We start from the raw sequence: 20,112 nt of genomic DNA, 5'->3' as shown, positions 1-20,112 counted from the left end.
GATCATGCCAATCCTGAATCGCGCCGCCGAGATGCAAGAAGAGGTTGCCGGCTGGCGACGACACCTGCATCAGACGCCAGAACTGAACTTCGACGTCTTCCAGACCGCCGCTTTCGTCACCGAGAAGCTGAAGGCTTTCGGCTGCGACGAGGTGGTGACGGGCCTGGGCAAGACCGGCGTCGTCGGCATCATCCACGGCCGCAAGGGCGACGGCACGACCATCGGTCTGCGCGCCGACATGGACGCTCTGCCCATCAACGAGATCACCGGCAAGCCCTACGCATCGACCGTTCCCGGCAAAATGCACGCCTGCGGCCATGACGGCCACACGGCAATGCTTCTGGGCGCGGCCAAATACCTGGCCGAGACCCGCAATTTCAGCGGTTCCGTGGCAGTGATCTTCCAGCCGGCCGAGGAAGGCGGCGGCGGCGGCAACGAGATGGTCAAGGACGGCATGATGGACCGCTTCGCCATCTCCAAAGTGTTCGGCATGCACAACATGCCGGGCCTGCCGGTCGGCCAATTCGCCATCCGGCCAGGCCCGATCATGGCCGCGACCGCCGAGTTCACTATTCATGTCAAGGGCCGCGGTGGCCATGCGGCGATGCCGCACGGCACCATCGATCCGATCGTCATTACCAGCCAGCTGGTCGGCGCGCTGCAGACGGTCGCCTCGCGCAGCACCGACCCGGTCGAGGCCGTGGTGGTGTCAGTGACGAAATTCCACGCCGGCGACGCCTACAACGTCATTCCCGAAACCGCCGAGATCGCCGGCACCGTGCGCTCGCTGAAGAAGGAAGTCGCCAAGAAGGCGGAGGAGCGCATCCGCACGATTTGCCAGGGGCTGGCCACCGCCTTCGGCGCCACGATCGAGGTCGACTACAACGCCAACTACCCCGTCACCTTCAATCACGCCGAGGAGACGGTCTTTGCCGGCGATGTAGCGGCCAACGTGGCCGGCAACGCCCAGGTGCACCGCGCCATCCAGCCGGTGATGGGCGGCGAGGATTTCTCCTACATGCTGGAAGCCCGCCCCGGCGCCTTCATCTTCATCGGCAACGGCGATACTGCCGGCCTCCACCACCCAGCCTACGACTTCAACGACGAGGTCATCCCGCACGGCATGAGCTATTGGGTGAAGCTGGCGGAAACCGCGCTGGCCGCCTGACGGATCGCGCCGGGCCGCATGCGGCGCCGGCGTTCCGGCACCGACCCGATCGAAGACCTTGCCATGCCTTGGATTTCAAGGCCGAGCCGCGCTGTAAACGACGCACCGGGCGCGTTGAACCTTCCTCTTGGCGAAACGGTCCGAAGCGGCTATGTGTCGGGCCGCGTGGTCCCGTAGCTCAGTAGGATAGAGCGGCAGATTCCTAATCTGTAGGTCACAGGTTCGATTCCTGTCGGGATCACCAATGTTTTCAAGGGGTTAGCGAGCAAGTTACCACGGAAAGGCTCGCCGAGGTCGGCTGCAACGCGCCGGGGAACGGCCCGATCCTGGCCGGGCGATGCCCGGACTGGAAGAGGTTGCTGTGGAGGTTGGCGATCCACTGCTTGCCTTCCGTCGTCAGCTCCAGATAGCGGATCGCGTCGCCGATATAGGGCTCGACCTGCAGCGTGAAGAAATCGGTGAAGATGGCGCCGAGATCGGCGGCGGTCCTGCAGCCGAGCTTCTCCACCATCCCGATCTCAGAGAACTCGGCAAACAGCGCCGGCAGCTTGCGATGGTAGAAGGGATCAGCGAGCTGGCCGATCAGGTCCGCGGCCCTGACCAGCGCCGGCTCGGTGTTGGTGACCTGGTAGGCCGGATCGTTCGGTACCGGAAAGCGCGTCATCTCGATCGCCTCTACAATGCGCTCCTCGTTGATGAACTTCGAGGAAGCAAAACGTTGGCGCGCATAGATCTTGGCGCGCTCGATATGATAGGGCGCAAGCACCGCGTCGGAGGCGCCGCGCGGTGGCGTATGGCGGTCGCCGGCCTCGTTAATGATGAAGCTGTCCGCGGTGTCGCCCACGCATACGCCGTGCACCATGCCAATGTCGTGGACAAGCAGCGCGCAGGTATAGTGCAGCCAGTCATCGGGGGTCAGGGATTCCGACAGCAGCCGGCCGCGGATGATCTGCTGGCCAGCGAGCGTAACCATCAGCGTATGCTCGATGTTGTGATAGAGCGCGTTCGAATTGCCGATGCGCTCCAGGACAAGGCGGGCCGCGCCCCCTATGTAGCTCGCATATTCCGAATTGCGATGCGAGAAATACTGGAGATAGAGTTCTGACAGATGGTCGCCGAGCCGGTCGGCCATGATGGAGATTGGATTGAGCATGACAATCGTTCCTGACCGCCTTGAAGCACGACATGTCGCGCCGCGCGGCGGCTATCCTAGCACGGTTTTGGCGTAGATTTTATCTCGGGACCAAAGCCCCAAGGCAGCGGCGACTACCGAATGTTGCTGCGGTCGCCATCGCCGCTCATGAGACCGTGGCCGCTGTCAGTGCTGAGCCTTTGATTCCAGCGACTCCATGTTAAAGTTGCGTGTCTTTTTGAGGCTGAAGTATGGAACACAGGCTCGCTGCAGTGCTTGCAGCCGACATGGCAGGATATTCTCGGCTCATGGAAGCCGACGAGCAGGGCACGCTCGCCCGGCTAAGAACCCACCGGATCGAGCTCATCGATCCGGCAATCGCCAAGAATCAGGGCCGAATTATCAAGACCACAGGCGATGGCATGCTGGTCGAGTTCCAAAGCGTGGCGGACGCCGTACGCTGCGCTGCAGAGATGCAGATTTGCATGCGCCGCCGCAACACCGACGTGCCGGAGGACCGTCGTATCCAGTTTCGCATTGGCATCAACCTAGGTGATATCATCTTCGATGAAGGCGACATCTACGGCGACGGCGTAAACGTTGCGGCGAGACTCGAGCAGCTCGCTGATGTCGGCGGGGTATGCGTCACCCAAGCCGTTTACGAACAGGTCTGCGATCGCATTGAAGTCAAGTTCGAGGATCTGGGCGAGAAGTCGCTGAAGAACATTTCACGGCCGGTGCGGGTCTGGCGTGCGTTACTCGACGAGGCTGCTTCGGCAGCGGGCAACGCCGCCGCCCGACGTGGCGTCATCAAGCCCTCGATCGCCGTCCTGCCCTTCGCCAATATGAGCGGCGATCCCGAACAGGAATTTTTCGTCGATGGCCTGACCGAGGACATCATCACGGAACTTTCGCGCCGGCATGAGCTCTTCGTGATCTCGCGCAACTCCACCTTCGTCTACAAGGGGCAGTCGGTGAATCTACGCGAAATCGCCCAGAAGCTGGGCGCGCAATATCTGGTGGAAGGCAGCGTCCGCAAATCGGGCGGGCAACTCAGGGTCACCGCCCAGCTGATTGACACGGCAAGTGACACACATATTTGGGCCGAGCGATACGATCGCAAGCTGGACGACGTGTTCGCCATCCAGGATGAGCTGACTGCGGCAATCGTGGCCACGCTGCCCGGCCGCCTCGAGGCCGCGCAGCAGGACCTGGTCGCGCGCAAGACGCCGGCCAGCATGGCGGCTTATGAATGTGTGCTGGCGGCCAAGGTCCGCCACCATCGCGGCAATCGCGCCGAGAACGAGGAGGCGCTGAAACTGATAACGCGGGCAGTAGAGCTCGACCCCGACTACGCGCATGCCCACGCCTGGAAGGGCTGCATCCTGGGGCAAGCCTGGGGCTACGGCTGGTGTGCCGACAAGGACGCGACCTTCGACGAGATTGTCCGCGAGGTGGAGTCGGCACAGGCGCTGGACGCCAACGACGCGGATGTCCAACGAATCCTGGCGGCAATCAACATCAGCCGCAACGACCTGACCAAGGCCCGCCACCACCAGGAACGCGCTCTCGCGCTCAATCCGAACTACGATCTCGTGGTGGTCCAGCAGGGCGAGCTTCTGACTTGGCTCGGCCACCCCAAGGAAGGGGCCGACTGGATTCGCAAGGCCATGCGGCTGAACCCTCACCACCCGGAGCGCTTCTGGAGCCATCTCGGGAAAGCGTACTTTGCAGCCCGGGAATACTCTGAAGCCGTCGAGGCCTTCATGCATCTGTCGAAGATGGATGCCAGCCAGCATGCCTTTGTTGCGGCCGCCTATGGCTGGCTGGGTGATCGGACAGCTGCGGCCGCGCACTACGCTAAAATAAGCAAGTTCGATTCGGAGTTCACGATCGACGCGTTGGTCGCCACCCTGCACTACGCGAATGAAGCGGACCTTCAGCATTTGGTTGATGGGCTAAAAACTGCCGAATCCGCTCAGTTCCAGGCATAGGTTCGCTGGTCTCATGCGACGGTCCAAATGATCTTCGAGCGGTTCGAACGATCAAATCGGCAACCGCACTGCCGGCCAATGGGGGGCCGGTCGATCGACAGGGGCTCTGCAAGCTGGCTAAGCAAACGGATCTGCATCGGCGAGGATCAATACCGGTGAAATGATACAGGTTCTTCTGGAACACGTGGCAAGCGGGCCGCTGAGCAGGCGCAGCTTCCTGGTTTCAGCATATGGACCCTCTTGGGTAATATAAATTGAAAATTGCGCCCTCATGTTCCAAAACAGGTCGGTCGACCCGCGAGGATGGTTTCGAATCCTGCGGCCCACGGTCCTCAAGGCGAGAATTTTAAGAGACGTTCAACAATGACCCAGCACGTACAAAACGCTCGAATTCTCATGTACAGCCACGACACGTTCGGGCTTGGCCACTTGCAGCGCTGCCGGACGATCGCGCATTCGCTGGTCGAGGATTTCCGCGGACTTCAGGTGCTTATCATTTCGGGTGCGCCTATCGCTGGCGCCTTCGACTACCGCGCCCGTGTCGACTTCGTGAAGATCCCCAGCGTCATCAAGTTGCGCAACGGCGAATACACCTCGCTGGAAAAGGATATCGATCTGCATGAGACGCTAAGGATGCGCCAGTCGATCATCCGCCACACAGCCGAGACTTTCCGGCCGGATATCTTCATCGTCGACAAGGAACCGCTCGGCCTGCGCGGTGAGATCGAGGACACGCTGTCCTACCTCAAGACGCGGGGCACCACGCTCGTGCTTGGCCTGCGCGAGGTGATGGACGCGCCGCATCTGCTCGAAGCAGAGTGGGCAAGCAGGGATGTGATGCGCAAGATAGGCCTGTTCTACGACAAGGTCTGGGCCTATGGTCCGCCGGATTTCTACGATCCGTTGACCGGCCTGGATGTGCCGCCGGCTGTCAGGGCAAAGATGAAGTTCGTCGGTTTCCTGCAACGGAGCCTGCAGAAGAACGAGTTGCCCGGCCACCGGCCCGAGGGCGACTATCTCCTCGTTACCACCGGTGGCGGCGGTGACGGCGCCGAACTGATCCACGACGTCATCGATGCCTATCAGCAGGATCCGCAGTTGCAGCATAGGGCGCTGATCGTGCTTGGGCCCTACATGCCGGCGCGCAAGCGCAACAAGCTGCTCAAGAAGGGGTCCAAGATCCCCTATATCAAGATCATCGAGTTCGACAACCGCATGGAAGAGCTGATTGCCGGCGCCAAGGCGGTAGTGGCTATGGGCGGCTACAACACCTATTGCGAGATACTGTCATTCGACAAGCCGGCGCTGATCGTGCCGCGCGTCAAGCCCCGCGAGGAACAGCTGATCCGAGCACGGCGCGCAGCCGAACTCGGCCTCATCGAGATGCTTTTGCCGGAAGAAGCCGAGGATTCCCAGCGGTTTGCCGATGCACTGCAGGGGCTGCCGGACCGGCCCCGCCCATCGCAGAGCAATCCGCATCTGACGCTGGAAGGGCTGCCTCATATTTCCGAAATCGTCGCGGAACTGCTCGAGCGGCGGGCCGGCCATCACCTTTCGGTCATTGAAGGCATGAACTGAGTTGCAACATCGCAAGATCGTCGTGGTTCTGAAGGGCTATCCGCGGCTGTCGGAAACCTTCATCGCGCAGGAACTGCTTGGTCTGGAGCGTGCGGGGTTCGATCTGGTACTCGTCGCGCTCAGGCGGCCGACCGACGCAAAACGCCACCCCGTTCATGACGAGATCAAAGCGCCCGTCCATTATCTGCCGGAATATCTGCATGAAGAGCCGCTGCGCGTGGTTCGCTCGCTGTTTGCTTATCTGCTGCGGCCGGGCTTCTGGCGCGCGCTCGGATCGCTGGCTGCTGATATCCCCCGCGACTTTACGCGCAATCGCGCGCGCCGCTTCGGGCAAGCGCTCGTGCTGGCGGCCGAATGGCCGGAAGACGCGGGCTGGCTGCATGCACATTTCGCGCACACACCGGCTTCGGTGACGCGCTATGCCAGCCAGCTTCGTGGCCTTCCCTGGAGCTGCTCGGCCCATGCCAAGGACATCTGGACTTCGGCGGACTGGGATCTGGCTGGCAAGCTTTCCTCGGCGCGCTGGACGGTCACTTGCACGAAAACCGGCTTCGACCGTCTGAAAAAACTCGCTAACGGCAACTCGTCTGTGCATCTGAGCTATCATGGGCTCGACCTTGATCGCTTCGGCAGTTTCGGCGAGGCGCGAAAACAGCATGACGGCTCGGCGCCGGACGAACCGGTTATCGTTCTGAGTGTCGGGCGCGCCGTTGAAAAGAAAGGTTACGATACCTTGCTGGAGGCCCTTGCCCTCTTGCCTGGTGATTTGGCGTGGCGTTTCGAGCATATCGGCGGCGGCGAGGAACTGGAACGGTTCAAGGCGCTGGCGCAAAAGCTCGGCCTGGATGGTCGCGTCTCTTGGAAAGGCGCGCTTGCGCAGGAGGAGGTGCTTGAGCACTACCGCTGCGCCGACATCTTCGCCCTGGCCTGCAGGATCACCGCAAATGGCGACCGGGACGGTCTGCCGAATGTTCTGGTGGAGGCGGCTAGCCAGAGGCTTGCCTGCGTGTCGACCGATATTTCCGGCGTGCCGGAGCTTTTATCGTCGGATGAAACCGGGCTGCTGGTTCCGACGGAAAACCCAATTGCCCTGGCACAGGCGCTGGAGCGCCTGATCCGTGATCCCGTGCTGCGCGCCCGCCTCGGCGACGCCGCAGAGCGGCGCGTGCGCTGCAATTTCGATCATATGGTAAGCATTGGACAGCTCAAGGAACTGTTCGAGCGGGAGTGGCGGGCCGCCGAATGAAGCGGCTGCGCGCTTTCTTCTATGTCCAGCACCTGCTCGGTATCGGCCATCTCGCGCGCGCCAGCCGCATTGCGGCGGCTTTGGTCGATGACGGGTTTGACGTAACCGTCGTGACCGGCGGAGCGCCGATCGCGGGGTTTCCGGGACTGGGTGTAAAATCTGTAACCCTGCCACCTGTCACCTCCGGTGATAAAGGATTTTCCGGACTTGTCGACCTGCAGGGCAAACTCATCGACGATGATTTCAAGAAATCGCGTTCAGAGATGCTGCTGCAGGCATTCCGGGATTGCAGCCCTGATATCGTCATTGTCGAAGCGTTTCCATTTGGACGCCGCCAGATGCGTTTCGAACTCTTGCCGCTGATCGAGGCCATCGACGCGACGTCGCCCAGACCGCTGCTGGCGACGTCCGTCCGCGATATCCTTCAGGAGCGCGTCAAGCCGAGCCGAAACGAGGAAACGGTCGATCTCATCAACAGGCATTTCGACCTTGTTATGGTCCACGGCGATCCGGCTTTCGTAACTATCGACAAGACATTTCCACTGGCTGGGGCGATCAGCGCCGAGGTCACCTACACAGGGCTCGTTGCCGCGCCGCCATCGCCCGCGGCCTCCGAGCGCTTCGACGTTCTGGTGTCGGTTGGCGGCGGGGCTGCCGGAAAGAGCCTCGTCAGCTCCACCATCGCAGCGGCGCGGAATGCCAACAACGCTTGGAAATGGTGTTTGATCACCGGCCCAAACCTGCCGAAAGACGAGTTTGACGCGATCGCACGCGATGCCACGCCGGGCCTGTCCATCTTCCGGTTCCGCGAGGATTTCGCCAGCCTGCTGACCGGCGCCCGCCTGTCAGTCTCGCAGGCGGGTTACAACACGGTCTGCGATGTCCTGCGCGCGGGTTGTCGCTCCCTGCTCGTTCCATTTGCAGCCGGCGGGGAAACCGAACAGACGTTTCGCGCCCTGATGCTCGAAGAGCTCGGTCTTGCAACGGTGCTGATGGAAAAGGATCTAACGCCTGAGGGTTTGGCGCAAGCGATCGAACAGGCGCTTGTGGGACCGACGCCATCCGCGCGTCGCCTCGATCTGGAAGGCGCGCGTCGCTCGGCGCAAATCCTGCGCGAGCGGTATCGAACATGGTCCCTAAAACTGGAGCCCGGTTTCGGAAAAGTTCATGATCAAACAGGCGATAGATCCTAGAACGGGTCATCGTTTCACGGAAACGCCGAACCGCTCTATCCCTTTGTTTTGACGCAATTCCGGACGGAAAACCGCTACGACTTTTCCTGGAATTGCTCCAACGCGCGTCGCGTCTGGTGAGATTCGTGCGACGCGCTTCAAGTCCTTGTTTTTCGTTGTCCCAAAACCGCTACGCACTTTTGGGCGAAATGCATTAGACAGTTCCAATCAGCATGAAGCGCGTATAATTTTTTGTCGGCAGTTCGCCGGAGAACCGCACTTCCCCTAGCGCCGCCATTGCTTCAAAGGCTGCAAGTGAAGCCACGCAGTTGATGTGCGTCGGCTCGCTGAAATAATCGTTCGATTGCAGCAGCACATTCGTGCCCCGCGGAAGCAGAGCAAGCCAGGCGCGCAGATCGGCTATGTGTTCGCAGCTCGTATTGACCATCAGGTCGGGCCGCCCGGCCGCATAGTCGAGTGCGTACATATCTGCCGTCAGCGCCCGGAACCGGTCGCCGGCTTCCCGGTTGAGGGTCCGGGCGACCGGCGCGACTTCGGGATCGATGTCGATGCTATCGATCGCCGCGATGTCGAAGCGGGCGTCGTTGAAAAGCATTGCCGGCAATACGCCGTACCATCCACCCAGAACCCATATGCGACCGAACTGGCCGCCGCAGCTTTCGAACAGCCTGTCGAGCGCCCACATCTTGCAGGCGACCTGCTTGTGGTTGAAGGCGTTGGCGATATCGGCCTTCGGATGCTTGGCGATGACGCGCGCCAACCCTGCCACGAGAGGGCATTTGACATAGGCAGCAATTCCCCGCGTGAGGTCCAAGGCTTGCTCGTGCCAGTCCATGTCGGCATTGCGTGGTTGCGTGACATCCATCATATTCGTCTTGTATGTTGGGATTTCGGGCGACGCAATCTTGCCTCCCGCAAGGCTGTTTGATCCGCGGACGTGATTATGCTGCAAGCCGCTTCGCCATTGCCCGGTGCCGGAGAGAGCCGCTTGCATCTGTCCGGACCATCGGCGTCCATCCGCCAGCACCAGCCGCGCAGCTGCGGCTTCGTGCTCGGCTCTTCGCCAAAACCCTACGGAAGCCGCGAAGTGTTTGAGCGCAGGACAATCTCCGTGCACTGCAGCTTCGAGCTTGTCGTTGGCGACGTAGAAATTGCCGATACGCCATTCGCCAGCAGGTGCTTTTACATCCTGCATCCTTCCAACTGAAGGGTCCACAGTCGCATATGGAACCCAGCCTAGCCCGCTATATCTGGACGCACACCAAGAAGCAGCAGATCTGGATATTGATGATCGTCCTGCTTTCGATGATCCCGTATTTCATGTCCTTCGACCTGCCGAAGCTGATCGTCAACGGCCCGATCCAAGGTAGGGGCTTCGAGCAACCGGGCGCGACCCAGCCATTCATGAGGCTACACTATAACCTGCCGTTCATTGGAGAGGTCCAGTTCTTCTCCGGTTTTCAACTCGACCGCAAGGAGACGCTGCTTGCCCTGAGCATTGTGTTTCTGTTGCTAGTCGTCATCAACGGCCTGTTCAAACTCTACATCAACACCTACAAGGGCCGCCTCGGCGAACGCATGCTGCGGCGTATCCGCTTCGAGCTGGTCGATCGTGTGCTGCGGTTTCCGCCGATTTACTTCAAGCGGGTGAAATCCGCCGAAGTGGCGACCATGGTGAAGGACGAGGTGGAGCCGCTCGGCGGCTTCATCGGCGATGCCTTCCTGCAGCCGGTGCTGCTCGGCGGTCAGGCGCTGACGGCCATGCTTTTCATCATGGTCCAGAACGTCTGGCTCGGAATGATAGCAGTCGTGATCGTGGTGATCCAGATCGTGCTCATCCCGCGAATGCGGCGGCGGCTGATCGTGCTCGGGCGCGAACGGCAATTGACGGCGCGCGCGCTTTCGGGCCGGGTTGGCGAAATCGTCGACGGCATCAGCGCGGTTCACGTCCACGATACATCAAACTACGAGCGCGCCGACATAGCTGCCCGGCTCGGGCTCATCTTTAAGATCCGCTTCGATCTTTACCAATGGAAATTCATGGTGAAGTTCCTCAACAATTTTCTGGCGCAGCTCACGCCCTTTCTGTTCTACATGATCGGCGGGTACCTGGTCATCCAGGGGCGGCTGGACGTCGGCCAGCTCGTGGCCGTGATTGGCGCTTACAAGGATCTGCCTGGACCGATGAAGGAACTGATCGACTGGGATCAGGCGCGGCAGGATGTCCAGGTCAAATATCAGCAGGTCGTTGAACAGTTCACAGTCGAGGGACTCATGGCGCCGAGAATCGGGGCATTGACGATCGACGATCCCGATCCGATGACCAACCCCCTGTCGGCGATCAGTCTGTCCATAGCAGACGATGGCGGTGCAATTCTCCTCGACCGTATCTCCCTCCAGGTCCAGCCAGGTGAGACGGTGGCGCTGGTCAGTACCGCAACAGGTGGAGCGGAGGCGCTTGCAGAAGCCTTCGCGCGGCTGAACTGGCCGGACAGCGGAAGGGTCGCTTCGGGCGCCGATGATCTGCTTGAACTCCCCGAAGCAGTGACCGGCCGGCGCATGTCCTATGCCTCGTCGGATGTTTTCCTGTTCCAGGCAAGCATCCGCGATAACCTGCTCTACGGGTTGAAGCATGCGCCGCTGACATCGGTGTCTTATGACGGTGCCGCTGCAGACCAGCACCGCTGGAACATCGACGAGGCGCGCCGGTCTGGCAATCCGGATCTTGATATCCATAGCGACTGGATCAACTATGCTTCCGTCGGCGCTACCGGCCCGCACGACCTCTTTGAAGCCGTGCGCCGGGTGCTCGACGCGGTTGTTCTGTCGCGCGACATTCTGGATCTTGGCTTGCGCTCTTCGGCCGACCTCACGCGTCACACGGAGCTCGCCAGGCGGATCGTCGAACTGCGTGCGGCGCTGCGAACCCGGCTGGAACACGAAGGACTGAGCGGGCTGGTGGTTCCTTTCGAACCGGGCGCCTACAACAAGGAAGCAACGATCGGTCAAAACCTGCTCTTCGGCGCTGCCGCCGGCCCCCAACTGGCCGACAAGGCTCTGGCGGCCAATCCCTATTTTGCTTCTGTGCTGAGGCAAGCCGGCCTCGACCGCACGCTCTACGAAATGGGCTTGGAGATCGCCGAACAGGCGATCGAGCTGTTTGCCGACCTGCCGCCCGATCACCAGTTCTTCCAGCAGCTCGCCTTCATGAGCGCCGAGGAGATACCCGCCTACGAAACCTTGCTGCAACGGCTCAAGAGCCGTCCCCACGAGGCGGTTTCTGAGAACGACCGCGCCATGATCGTCACCTTGAGCTTTGCCTATATCGAGCCCCGGCACCGCTTCGGCCTGCTGAGCGACGAGCTGATGAGCAAGATCGTCGATGCACGCAACCGGTTCTATGAAAACCTGCCGCCCGAGCTGCAAAATGCGATCGAACGGTATGATCCTGCCAAATACATTGCCGCGGCCACCGTCATGGACAATGTCCTGTTCGGGCGTGTGGGCAACAACCATCCCGACGCTCCGGACCGCATACGCTCCATCGTCTATGACATTCTTGACGAACTGGGGCTTTATGCCGAGCTTCTGGATGTCGGCCTGGACTTCAACGTCGGCGCCAGCGGCAGGCGGCTGACCGGTGGACAGCGACAGAAGCTCGATGTTGCCCGAGCCCTGCTCAAGCGTCCCGATTTTCTCATTCTCAACCGGCCGCTGTCGGCGCTCGACCAGCGCATGCAGGACAAGGTGCTGCGAAACGTGCTCGAGGAAGCCAGGCGCGACGGCCATTCGCCGGCAATTGTGTGGGTCGTGACGAATCCGGCAATGGGGGTGATGTTCGATCGCGTTATCGTCTTCGACTCGGGTCAATTGGTGGAAGACGGAACACACGAGACACTTTTGGCAGGGAACGGTATCTTCAAGGAACTGCTGTCTTAGAGCAACGGACATTCAGATGGGATCAAGGATTTGCCGCAAATTCACTCGGCTCTTCGGGTTTCCGGCCGGCGGACGCCCATTTTGTCAGGCGGCATCGCCCGATCGCACGACATCGGGTTCGCCACCTTTCGCGTGGTTCGTCTCGCCATCCCGGAAACAGAATTGATTCCATCTGGGCGTCCGTTGCCCTAGTCTGGCAAACGCGAATTTTGGGAAGGTTTGCGACAATGCTGCTCAAGGATGAAGTTGGAATGCTGCAACGCGTTCCCTTGTTCTCTGGCATCGAGCCGACAAAGCTCAAGCTGCTTGCGTTCACATCCGATCGTGTGAGCTACAGCGCCGGCCAGATCCTTTTCCGTCAGGGCGACGAGGGAGACGCCGCCTATGTCATCCTTTCAGGCAGGGCGGATATTCTGGTCGATTCCGACAGCGGACCGATAAAAGTTGCCGAACTGGTGCCAAATTCGATTGTTGGCGAGATCGCCATATTGTGCAACAGCTCCCGCACTGCCACCGTCAGAGCGGCAATTCCGCTGGAAGCCTTGAGAATCCGCAAGGACCATTTCCTGAGGCTTATGAAGGAGTTTCCGGAAATGACCATCGAGATATTGCGGGTTCTTGCCGATCGCCTAAGCCATACGACCGCGGATCTGATCGACGCACGAAGCGCCAAATAACGAATGACCTTGCGCTCAATCCTCGCCGTCGTGACGGCACTGGCCTCTTGCTGAGAAGATCACCCGGAGAAACCTGTCTCGCCTAGCAGCAGTTGTTTGGCTACGATGGGCGACGGGGACTGCGAAGGGTTAGCATGGACGACGACGTTTTCCTGGTCAGGTTTTGGGGCGTGCGCGGCAGCATTTCGGTATCGGGGCCAGAATTCTCTCGCTATGGCGGCAACACAATCTGCATTGAGATGCGATGCGGTAAGCATACGCTTCTGTTCGACGCGGGCTCTGGCCTACGGCCTGCCGGCAGGGCGCTTCGGGCGTCGGGCGTGACCGATTTCGACCTGCTTTTCACCCATTGCCATTACGATCACATCATCGGGCTGCCGTCTTTTGCGCCGATCTATGAACGGAGCGTCAAGGTTACGCTTTGGTCCGGGCATCTTGCAGGACGCATGACGACCCGGCAGATGGTCGATGAGTTCATGCGGCCGCCGTGGTTTCCGGTGAGACTGGAGATCTGCAAGGCAAGCCTCGACTGTCGCGATTTCGTATCCGGAGACGTGCTTCGGCCGCGCGAAGGGGTGGTGGTCCGAACCGGCAGTCTTATCCATCCGGGCGGCTGCATAGGCTACCGGGTCGAATGGGGCGGCCGCGTCGTGGCGGTGATCACAGACACTGAGCACGAGCCGGACAAACTCGATCAGGCGGTGCTCGGCCTGATCGAAGATGCCGACCTCGTCATTTACGATTGCGCCTACACCGAGGAGGAAATGGAACGCCGCCGCGGTAACGGGCACTCGACATGGCAACAAGGCGTCAAGCTCTGTGAGGCGGCCGGTGCGCGGGGGCTTGCGCTGTTTCACCACGATCCGGCACGCACCGACGAGGAACTGGACGAGATCGAGAAACTGGCCAAAGACAGGTTTGCCGGCGCTTTTGCCGCGCGGGATGGCCAGACGCTCAAATTTCCAGTCTCATTGCGCAAAAAGCGCTGAGCTATTTTCCCCTACCGGCGCTGCGCCCGATCAATGTCCTGATCGGAAGCCATGCGCAGGCTTCAGTCTGTGCGGTGACTGTGAACAGCCGTTCGAGGAAAAGCCAGGCCGATTCATCATGTACGAGATGGTGGGTGAGCAGGCCGACCGGTTCGCCGCCGTCGAATGCATGCTGCAATTGCGCGATGATAGCCTGAACCAATAGGCCATGATCGCGACAGCCGCGCGTGCCATGCCAATCCATGATGTCGACATTGCTGTTGATGACCGCCAGTGAAGCCGGCTTCGGCGGCCCATAGACCGACAATGCCGCAAATCCTATCGATCCAAGGTCGGTAACCAAGCCGGCGTCGATCCTGTTCCAGGGCGGCACCAGCATCGGAACGGCACGTGCGCCGTGCAGGCCGGTTACGTGCGACAGCCCGCGAGCCAGATCATCGAGCACCGCCTCGCGTGGCCGATGCGCGCCGAGCTCCTGCTTTTTCTGGTCCTCGGGCGCATGATTTCGGTGCGCCCAGCCATGGATGGCGACCGTGGCATGCGGCGCCTCTTCAAGCCGGCCGACAAGCTTCTCATCAGTCAGGGCCGGAATGACGGCCAGAGTGACCGGAACCGCGAATTCATCGGTGAGGTCGAGCAGCCGATCAAGCGCAGGCGTCGGATCCACGGCGTCGTCGTCGCGCAGCCAGAACTCTGCCCTACGGTTCGCCCGTTGCCGGCACGCCAGTTCTTCCACCAAGGGCTGCCAGATCTGATCGGATGTCATGAAGCCGGGATCTTCGAAATAAGTTCGGCCAGACGCACCGCTGCAGTACCGAGGGAACGTTCTTCGAGGATGAAACGTCTGGCTTGCGCGGCCATTATGGTTCTTTCGTCGTTATGGGCCAGAAGCCTTTCAATGGCAGAAGCGAACGCTGCCACATCGCCCGGCGGGGTGAGAAACCCGGTCTGGCCATCCCGCACGACCTCCGGCACGCCGGCGATGTCCTGAGCCACCACCGGAAGGCCGGCGGCCTGTGCTTCAAGATAGGCAACGCCATAGGCCTCGCCGTAACCCGGCCAGACGTAAATTCCCCCACCGTAGAGGACATCCGGCACGGCGGCTGGCTCAATCGCGCCAAGCCATTCGATACGGTCGGCGGGCAAGCCGGCGAATTGCGCTTTGACCTCGTCACGGGCCGGCCCGTCGCCGACGACCGACATGGTCCAGGGCAGGTGGCCGATCCGACGGAGCGCTTGCGCCAGCATGCGATAGCTTTCGACTTTGTCGCCCGGGCGCATCATGGCGACGGTAACGAGGCGCGTCGGACAACCCCGTGCCGGCAATTCCTGGAATACCGATGTGTCGATGAAGGGCGGAAGCATACCGAAAGCGGCGTCGGGAATCGCGTCTGTCAGTCCCTGACGATCCCTTCGCGTGAAGCAGATGTTCAGCGCTGCCTGTCCGATGGCTCGCGCCACCAACGCTTGCGTATCGGCCCACAAACCGACGTTGCGCCGCCTCGAATAGGAGGCTTCCGCCGTCACATAGGGGACAGCAAAGGCCGACGCCAGCTCGGGTCCGATCAGGTCGGGCGCCTTGTAATAGGGATGATAGGCGAACCAGAGATCGGGCTTGCCGTCACGATCCCAAAGCTTGGTCAGCCGCGCGGCTTCCTCTCGGGCCTCAATCTTGAGCGCATCGAAACTATTCGACTCCGGTTCGCGTAGATAGAAGCGCACTTCGGATGCCAGTTCGACGCTATGTCCTCCATGCTCCAGCGCCTTGACCAGCGCCCGTGCCATCTGGCGGTCGCCGGAGGCAACCAGATGATTGGGCGACTTCAACGGCGCGTAAAAGGCAATTCGCATCGCCGGACCCTATTATCGGAAAGCCTGCGCAAGTCAATTTCGAAGCATGATCGACTTCACCTTCAAGCAGTGGAATGTGCTATCTGATGCTCATGGAAACAGCTGCCGCGTCCGACCCGTTTGTCGCTTCTTTGCCGGTCTTCGCAAAGTTCGAAAGCGTTGCCGATATCGATAACTATCGGCCTCTCCCCGATGGCTGGGCGCTGGCCACCGCCGACATCGTCGGCTCGACCAAGGCGATCGAGGCTGGGCGCTATAAAACCGTCAATATGGCCGGCGCCAGCGTCATTTCGGCGCTGCTCAATGCGCTGGGTCGGCAAGATCTTCCCTTTGTCTTCGGCGGCGACGGCGCGCTCGTGGCGTTTCCCGGCTCGGCGCTGGAGATCACCCGCAACGCGCTGGCGGCTGTCCAGAGATGGGTGGCGGACGAACTCGACCTGACCTTGCGTGCCGCAATCGTGCCGATAAAGGATGTAAGAGCGCAAGGCCTCGACGTTCGCGTGGCGAGGTTCCAGGCCTCCGAAGCGGTCTTCTATGCCATGTTCGCCGGCGGTGGCGGCAGTTGGGCGGAAGCCGAGATGAAAGCGGGGCGCTACCGCATCGATCCTGCCCCGGTCGGCGCGCGGCCGGATCTGACCGGCCTCTCCTGCCGCTGGAACCCGATCGAAGCCCGGCATGGCGAAATCGTCTCGATCATAGCCATACCGGGGGCTTCGCGCGACTTGCGCGGTTTTCAGTTTCTGGCTTCCGACATCATCGCCCTTGCCGGCAGGCAGGAACGCGATGGCCACCCGGTGCCGGTGAACGGGCCGGGCTACAGTTTTCTGCCCGCCGGCCTCGATATCGAGGCGCGGGCCATGGCGCCGGCAGGATGGCGGTGGCTGTCGAAGCTGTGGATAGTGTTCCTGATGACGCTTACGGCTGTTACCGATAGATATGGCTGGACGATCGGCAGTTTCGATCCGAAGATCTACAAACGCGACGTAGCCAGCAATTCGGATTTCCGGAAGTTCGACGACGGCTTGAAGATGACCATCGACGTTGACGCGGATGTGTTGCAACGGATCGAGAACCGGCTGAAACAGGCGGAAGAGGCGGGCATCTGCAACTATGGCCTGCACCGCCAGAAATCGGCCTTGATGACATGCCTCGTCGCCTCGCCGTTGCAGCGCGATCACGTTCATTTCATCGATGGCGCGGCCGGCGGCTATGCGTTGGCTGCCGCAAGCCTGAAGGCGAAGGTGCCGGTCTGACGACGGCTTGCGGAAATCGATTTTCCGCAATATGCCTCGGCCATGGTTCTTGGGACCATGGTGAGCCTTGCCATGGGAGCGGACAGCCTGTCCGAATTGACGGGAAGCAGATTTTTGGACGCCTCACGATCGACATATGACGGTCTTCTGAACCGGATTTCGACGCGCGCCGCGCAAGTCGGCGTGATCGGACTGGGCTATGTCGGGTTGCCGCTGGCGGTTGCGATCGCACGCGCCGGCTTCCCGGTTTCCGGCTTTGACATCGAAGCCCAGAAGGTCGAGAACCTGAACAACGGCCAATCCTACATTGAGGCGGTGACGTCGACAGCCCTTGCCGGCCAGGTGGCGAGCGGACGGTTCCGCGCCACTGCGGATTTTGCTGAACTGGCCGTCTGCGATGTCATCATCATCTGCGTTCCAACACCGCTGACGAAAAACCGTGAGCCGGACCTCTCTTTTGTCAGGAACACGGCAGGCACCATCGCGAAGCATCTGCGTCTCGGCCAGCTGATCGTGCTGGAATTGACCACCTATCCCGGCACCACCGACGACGTGATCAAGCCCATACTGGAAGAAACCGGCTTGCACTCGAAGATAGACTTCTTCCTCGGCTTCTCGCCCGAACGCGAGGATCCCGGCAACCGCAGCTTTGAAGTCGCGACGATCCCCAAGGTCGTGGCAGGCGACGGCATTGAAGCGGCAACGCTCGTGCAGGCTTTCTACCAGGGCGTGGTCAAGACCGTCGTTCCGGTTTCCACCACGGCGACCGCCGAGGCGGTCAAGCTGACGGAAAACATCTTCCGCTCGGTCAACATAGCCCTGGTCAACGAGTTGAAGGTCGTGCTCGGTGCGATGGGCATCGACATCTGGGAGGTGATCGAGGCGGCAAAGAGCAAGCCCTTCGGTTACATGCCTTTCTATCCTGGCCCCGGACTTGGCGGGCACTGCGTTCCGATCGATCCCTTCTACCTGACGTGGAAGGCGCGCGAATACGAACTGCCGACCCGCTTCATCGAGCTGGCGGCAGAGATCAACACGGCCATGCCCCGTCATGTGGTCGACGAATTGGCGAAGGCGCTGGACCGGCGCTGCGGCAAGGCGCTCAGCCGCTCGCGCATTCTCATCATCGGGCTCGCCTATAAGAAGAATGTGCCCGACATCCGCGAAAGCCCTTCATTGCGGCTCATTGAACTCATCGAGGAACGGGGCGGCAAAGCGGAATTCCACGATCCGCATGTTACCGAGATCCCGACCACACGGGAGCATATGGCGATCAAGGGGCGTCGCTCGGTCGAATTGACCGAAGCGGCCTTGAAGGATTTCGATGCTGTCGTCGTTGCAACCGACCACGACGCGATCGACTATCAGGCGATCGCTGATCACGCTCTTCTGATCGTCGACACACGCAATGTTTTTGGCCGCCTCGGGCTAGCCAGAGAGACGGTGGTGAAGGCCTGACGGCGTCTGAGCCGGCGAATTTTTTGCCCGATGTCAGGATCGTGGTTGCACTCCGCCGGCAGCCTCGCCACATAATGCCCCAGGAAATAGATGCAGTTACGCCTGCTCCTTGCCTGCAAGGACAGTCATTCAGGAAATTCTTCGCCGGCTTTTGCCGCCGAAGCCGGCTTCATTGACTTCGAGAGCTTATCTTTGGGTCGTTGGCGGACTGTGTTGTGGGCGGATCAAAGGAGAATGGCTCGTCTTCGACGGGTTTCGAGATAGCATGAGCACAGCGCAAGCGGAAATTTCCACCATTCTCATGGATAAGGTTGCCGATTGGCTGACCCAATCGGCGCTGGCGGGCAACGACCTGGAAACATTGATAAAAGGCTTTTGTGAACGGCTGGCTGCTGCCGGCCTGCCGCTGAAGCGGGTGCATTTGAGCTTTTCGATGCTTCATCCGCTTTATGACGCGCTTGGCTTCACCTGGCTTCGCGGCCAGGGCATGGAAATGGAAGGCTTCCGCAATGAGGGCGGCGTGCAGTCTGACAGATTCCTGACCAGCCCATACTACCATCTGCTCAGCAACAAGCTCGACCATCTGCGGCGCCGGTTCGACTCGTCGGTGCGGTCAGAGTTTCCTGTTTTCGATGAACTCAGGCTTATGGGCGTCACCGATTACATGGCTTTCGTCCATCCCTTCAGCGGCAACACCAGTCAGGGTATGATGGGGTCTTGGTCCACCGACAGTTCTGCAGGCTTCAGCGACAGCATGATTTCGGCGCTGCTGCGCATCCAGAACCATCTCGCTATCGCAACCAAGATGGCAGTGCTCACCAAGCTCGCCGACAACATGATGACCACTTATCTCGGCGGCGACGCCGGCAGGCGCGTGCTGAACGGTCAGATCAAGCGCGGCGAGGGTGATACAATCCGGGCCGCACTGGTCATGGGCGATATGCGCGGGTCGTCAAGGCTTGCCGAAACCTCCGGCCGCGAAATCTACATCGACACGCTGAACCAGTTTTTCGACGCCGTTGCCGCCCCTTTCAATCGCACAGGCGGGCAGATCATGAGTTTCATAGGTGATGGCTTCATTGCCGTCTACCCTTGCGAAAGGCACCGCTCGCAGTCCGAGATCGCCTGCCAGGCCGCTCTTGCGGCAGCGCACAAGGCCAGCGCGCGCATGATGGACCTCAATCTGCGCAGGAAGGAGCAGGGGTTGGGCGACATAAAATTTGGTATCGGCCTGCATGTCGGCAATGTGATGTTCGGCAATGTCGGGCTTACCGACCGGCTCACATTCTCTGCCTTCGGCTCGGCTGTAAACGAGGTCCAGCGCCTCCAGACCCTGACCAAGAAATATCCGCACAGCGTTCTCGCCAGCAAGGACTTTGCCAGCTATTGCGGCGCCAACAGCTGGCTGACGCTCGGCAACGAGGAACTGGCGGGCATCAAGCAGAAGCTGACGGTGCTTTCACCCGATCTGTCGGGTGCCCTCGCACTCGATGAAGACGGTGCGCTGGAGCCGATTCACGACCGAATATCGGACGCCGAGCAGGTCATGTTGCTTCATCGCGATGCCGCGCGGCTGTCGGCGGGCGACCCGAGGAAGCTCCAGTAACCGCCCCGATCTGATCCGAACACCTTTG

The 20,112-nt window shown here is 60.7% G+C and carries 15 protein-coding genes and 1 tRNA gene; 12 read left to right on the top strand and 4 right to left on the bottom strand.

Annotated features, from left to right (window positions below; genetic code table 11):
* The first annotated feature begins 4 nt into the window (after positions 1-4).
* Together AC1RUK_RS32235 and AC1RUK_RS32230 are read left to right on the top strand one after the other, a co-directional pair.
* Complete coding sequence (locus AC1RUK_RS32235; protein WP_481837403.1) at positions 5-1,168, top strand: M20 aminoacylase family protein; 1,164 nt, start codon at positions 5-7, stop codon at positions 1,166-1,168.
* Between the two features lie 167 nt (positions 1,169-1,335).
* Positions 1,336-1,412 (top strand) — tRNA-Arg (locus tag AC1RUK_RS32230).
* Positions 1,413-1,418: 6 nt separating this feature from the next.
* Here AC1RUK_RS32230 and AC1RUK_RS32225 read toward each other — a convergent pair.
* A complete protein-coding gene (locus AC1RUK_RS32225; protein ID WP_481837404.1) occupies positions 1,419-2,321 on the bottom strand; it encodes a metal-dependent phosphohydrolase in 903 nt (300 codons plus the stop codon).
* A gap of 230 nt (positions 2,322-2,551) precedes the next feature.
* On the opposite strand from AC1RUK_RS32225, the gene AC1RUK_RS32220 reads away from it, so the two are divergent.
* From AC1RUK_RS32220 to AC1RUK_RS32205, 4 genes are all read left to right on the top strand, one after another.
* Entirely contained in the window at positions 2,552-4,294 is a 1,743-nt protein-coding gene (locus AC1RUK_RS32220; protein WP_481840166.1) for an adenylate/guanylate cyclase domain-containing protein, read from the top strand.
* A gap of 363 nt (positions 4,295-4,657) precedes the next feature.
* Complete coding sequence (locus AC1RUK_RS32215) at positions 4,658-5,872, top strand: glycosyltransferase family protein (protein ID WP_436169395.1); 1,215 nt, start codon at positions 4,658-4,660, stop codon at positions 5,870-5,872.
* A gap of 1 nt (position 5,873) precedes the next feature.
* Complete coding sequence (locus tag AC1RUK_RS32210) at positions 5,874-7,118, top strand: glycosyltransferase (protein ID WP_481837405.1); 1,245 nt, start codon at positions 5,874-5,876, stop codon at positions 7,116-7,118.
* Positions 7,115-8,311 carry a glycosyltransferase family protein gene (locus AC1RUK_RS32205; RefSeq protein WP_481837406.1) on the top strand — a complete coding sequence of 399 codons (1,197 nt, stop codon included), beginning with the start codon at positions 7,115-7,117 and terminating at the stop codon, positions 8,309-8,311. The genes AC1RUK_RS32210 and AC1RUK_RS32205 overlap by 4 nt, the downstream gene beginning before the upstream one ends.
* Before the next feature lie 193 nt (positions 8,312-8,504).
* On the opposite strand, the gene AC1RUK_RS32200 is transcribed toward AC1RUK_RS32205, so the two are convergent.
* Positions 8,505-9,176, bottom strand: a complete 672-nt coding sequence (locus tag AC1RUK_RS32200) for a class I SAM-dependent methyltransferase (protein ID WP_481839336.1) — start codon at positions 9,174-9,176, stop codon at positions 8,505-8,507.
* A gap of 359 nt (positions 9,177-9,535) precedes the next feature.
* Between AC1RUK_RS32200 and AC1RUK_RS32195 the strand changes: the two genes are divergently transcribed.
* From AC1RUK_RS32195 to AC1RUK_RS32185, 3 genes are all read left to right on the top strand, one after another.
* Positions 9,536-12,250 (top strand): ABC transporter transmembrane domain-containing protein, encoded by a 2,715-nt coding sequence (locus tag AC1RUK_RS32195; protein ID WP_481837407.1) that lies wholly within the window; start codon positions 9,536-9,538, stop codon positions 12,248-12,250.
* Between the two features lie 227 nt (positions 12,251-12,477).
* Complete coding sequence (locus AC1RUK_RS32190) at positions 12,478-12,927, top strand: cyclic nucleotide-binding domain-containing protein (protein WP_436169400.1); 450 nt, start codon at positions 12,478-12,480, stop codon at positions 12,925-12,927.
* Between the two features lie 134 nt (positions 12,928-13,061).
* Positions 13,062-13,916 carry an MBL fold metallo-hydrolase gene (locus tag AC1RUK_RS32185; protein ID WP_436169401.1) on the top strand — a complete coding sequence of 285 codons (855 nt, stop codon included), beginning with the start codon at positions 13,062-13,064 and terminating at the stop codon, positions 13,914-13,916.
* A gap of 1 nt (position 13,917) precedes the next feature.
* Here the strand turns inward: AC1RUK_RS32185 and AC1RUK_RS32180 are convergent, their stop codons facing one another.
* Both AC1RUK_RS32180 and AC1RUK_RS32175 read right to left on the bottom strand, forming a co-directional pair.
* Positions 13,918-14,682, bottom strand: coding sequence for a polysaccharide deacetylase family protein (locus AC1RUK_RS32180; RefSeq protein WP_481837408.1), 765 nt, complete (start codon positions 14,680-14,682; stop codon positions 13,918-13,920).
* Complete coding sequence (locus AC1RUK_RS32175) at positions 14,679-15,767, bottom strand: glycosyltransferase family 4 protein (protein WP_481837409.1); 1,089 nt, start codon at positions 15,765-15,767, stop codon at positions 14,679-14,681. Before AC1RUK_RS32175 ends, AC1RUK_RS32180 begins: the two co-directional genes overlap by 4 nt.
* A 92-nt stretch (positions 15,768-15,859) precedes the next feature.
* Between AC1RUK_RS32175 and AC1RUK_RS32170 the strand changes: the two genes are divergently transcribed.
* The 3 genes from AC1RUK_RS32170 (at position 15,860) to AC1RUK_RS32160 (ending at position 20,084) form a co-directional block, all read left to right on the top strand.
* Positions 15,860-17,020 carry a DUF3095 domain-containing protein gene (locus tag AC1RUK_RS32170; protein ID WP_481839337.1) on the top strand — a complete coding sequence of 387 codons (1,161 nt, stop codon included), beginning with the start codon at positions 15,860-15,862 and terminating at the stop codon, positions 17,018-17,020.
* Between the two features lie 114 nt (positions 17,021-17,134).
* Complete coding sequence (locus AC1RUK_RS32165; RefSeq protein WP_481840165.1) at positions 17,135-18,478, top strand: nucleotide sugar dehydrogenase; 1,344 nt, start codon at positions 17,135-17,137, stop codon at positions 18,476-18,478.
* 265 nt (positions 18,479-18,743) lie between these two features.
* Positions 18,744-20,084: an adenylate/guanylate cyclase domain-containing protein gene (locus tag AC1RUK_RS32160; protein WP_481837411.1), complete on the top strand. Its 1,341-nt coding sequence runs from the start codon at positions 18,744-18,746 to the stop codon at positions 20,082-20,084.
* The last annotated feature ends 28 nt before the right edge of the window (positions 20,085-20,112 follow it).

The sequence above is a fragment of the Mesorhizobium monacense genome, from assembly GCF_056781675.1.
The sequence above is the reverse complement of the archived record's forward strand: the minus strand, read 5'-3'. Positions and strand labels throughout refer to the sequence as shown.

Coding starts and splice junctions, on each gene's coding strand:
- AC1RUK_RS32235 (WP_481837403.1), top strand. CDS start 5: ATGCCAATCCTGAATCGCGCCGCCGAGATGCAAGAAGAGGTTGCCGGC.
- AC1RUK_RS32225 (WP_481837404.1), bottom strand. CDS start 2,321: ATGCTCAATCCAATCTCCATCATGGCCGACCGGCTCGGCGACCATCTG.
- AC1RUK_RS32220 (WP_481840166.1), top strand. CDS start 2,552: ATGGAACACAGGCTCGCTGCAGTGCTTGCAGCCGACATGGCAGGATAT.
- AC1RUK_RS32215 (WP_436169395.1), top strand. CDS start 4,658: ATGACCCAGCACGTACAAAACGCTCGAATTCTCATGTACAGCCACGAC.
- AC1RUK_RS32205 (WP_481837406.1), top strand. CDS start 7,115: ATGAAGCGGCTGCGCGCTTTCTTCTATGTCCAGCACCTGCTCGGTATC.
- AC1RUK_RS32200 (WP_481839336.1), bottom strand. CDS start 9,176: ATGGATGTCACGCAACCACGCAATGCCGACATGGACTGGCACGAGCAA.
- AC1RUK_RS32195 (WP_481837407.1), top strand. CDS start 9,536: ATGGAACCCAGCCTAGCCCGCTATATCTGGACGCACACCAAGAAGCAG.
- AC1RUK_RS32190 (WP_436169400.1), top strand. CDS start 12,478: ATGCTGCTCAAGGATGAAGTTGGAATGCTGCAACGCGTTCCCTTGTTC.
- AC1RUK_RS32185 (WP_436169401.1), top strand. CDS start 13,062: ATGGACGACGACGTTTTCCTGGTCAGGTTTTGGGGCGTGCGCGGCAGC.
- AC1RUK_RS32180 (WP_481837408.1), bottom strand. CDS start 14,682: ATGACATCCGATCAGATCTGGCAGCCCTTGGTGGAAGAACTGGCGTGC.
- AC1RUK_RS32175 (WP_481837409.1), bottom strand. CDS start 15,767: ATGCGAATTGCCTTTTACGCGCCGTTGAAGTCGCCCAATCATCTGGTT.
- AC1RUK_RS32170 (WP_481839337.1), top strand. CDS start 15,860: ATGGAAACAGCTGCCGCGTCCGACCCGTTTGTCGCTTCTTTGCCGGTC.
- AC1RUK_RS32160 (WP_481837411.1), top strand. CDS start 18,744: ATGAGCACAGCGCAAGCGGAAATTTCCACCATTCTCATGGATAAGGTT.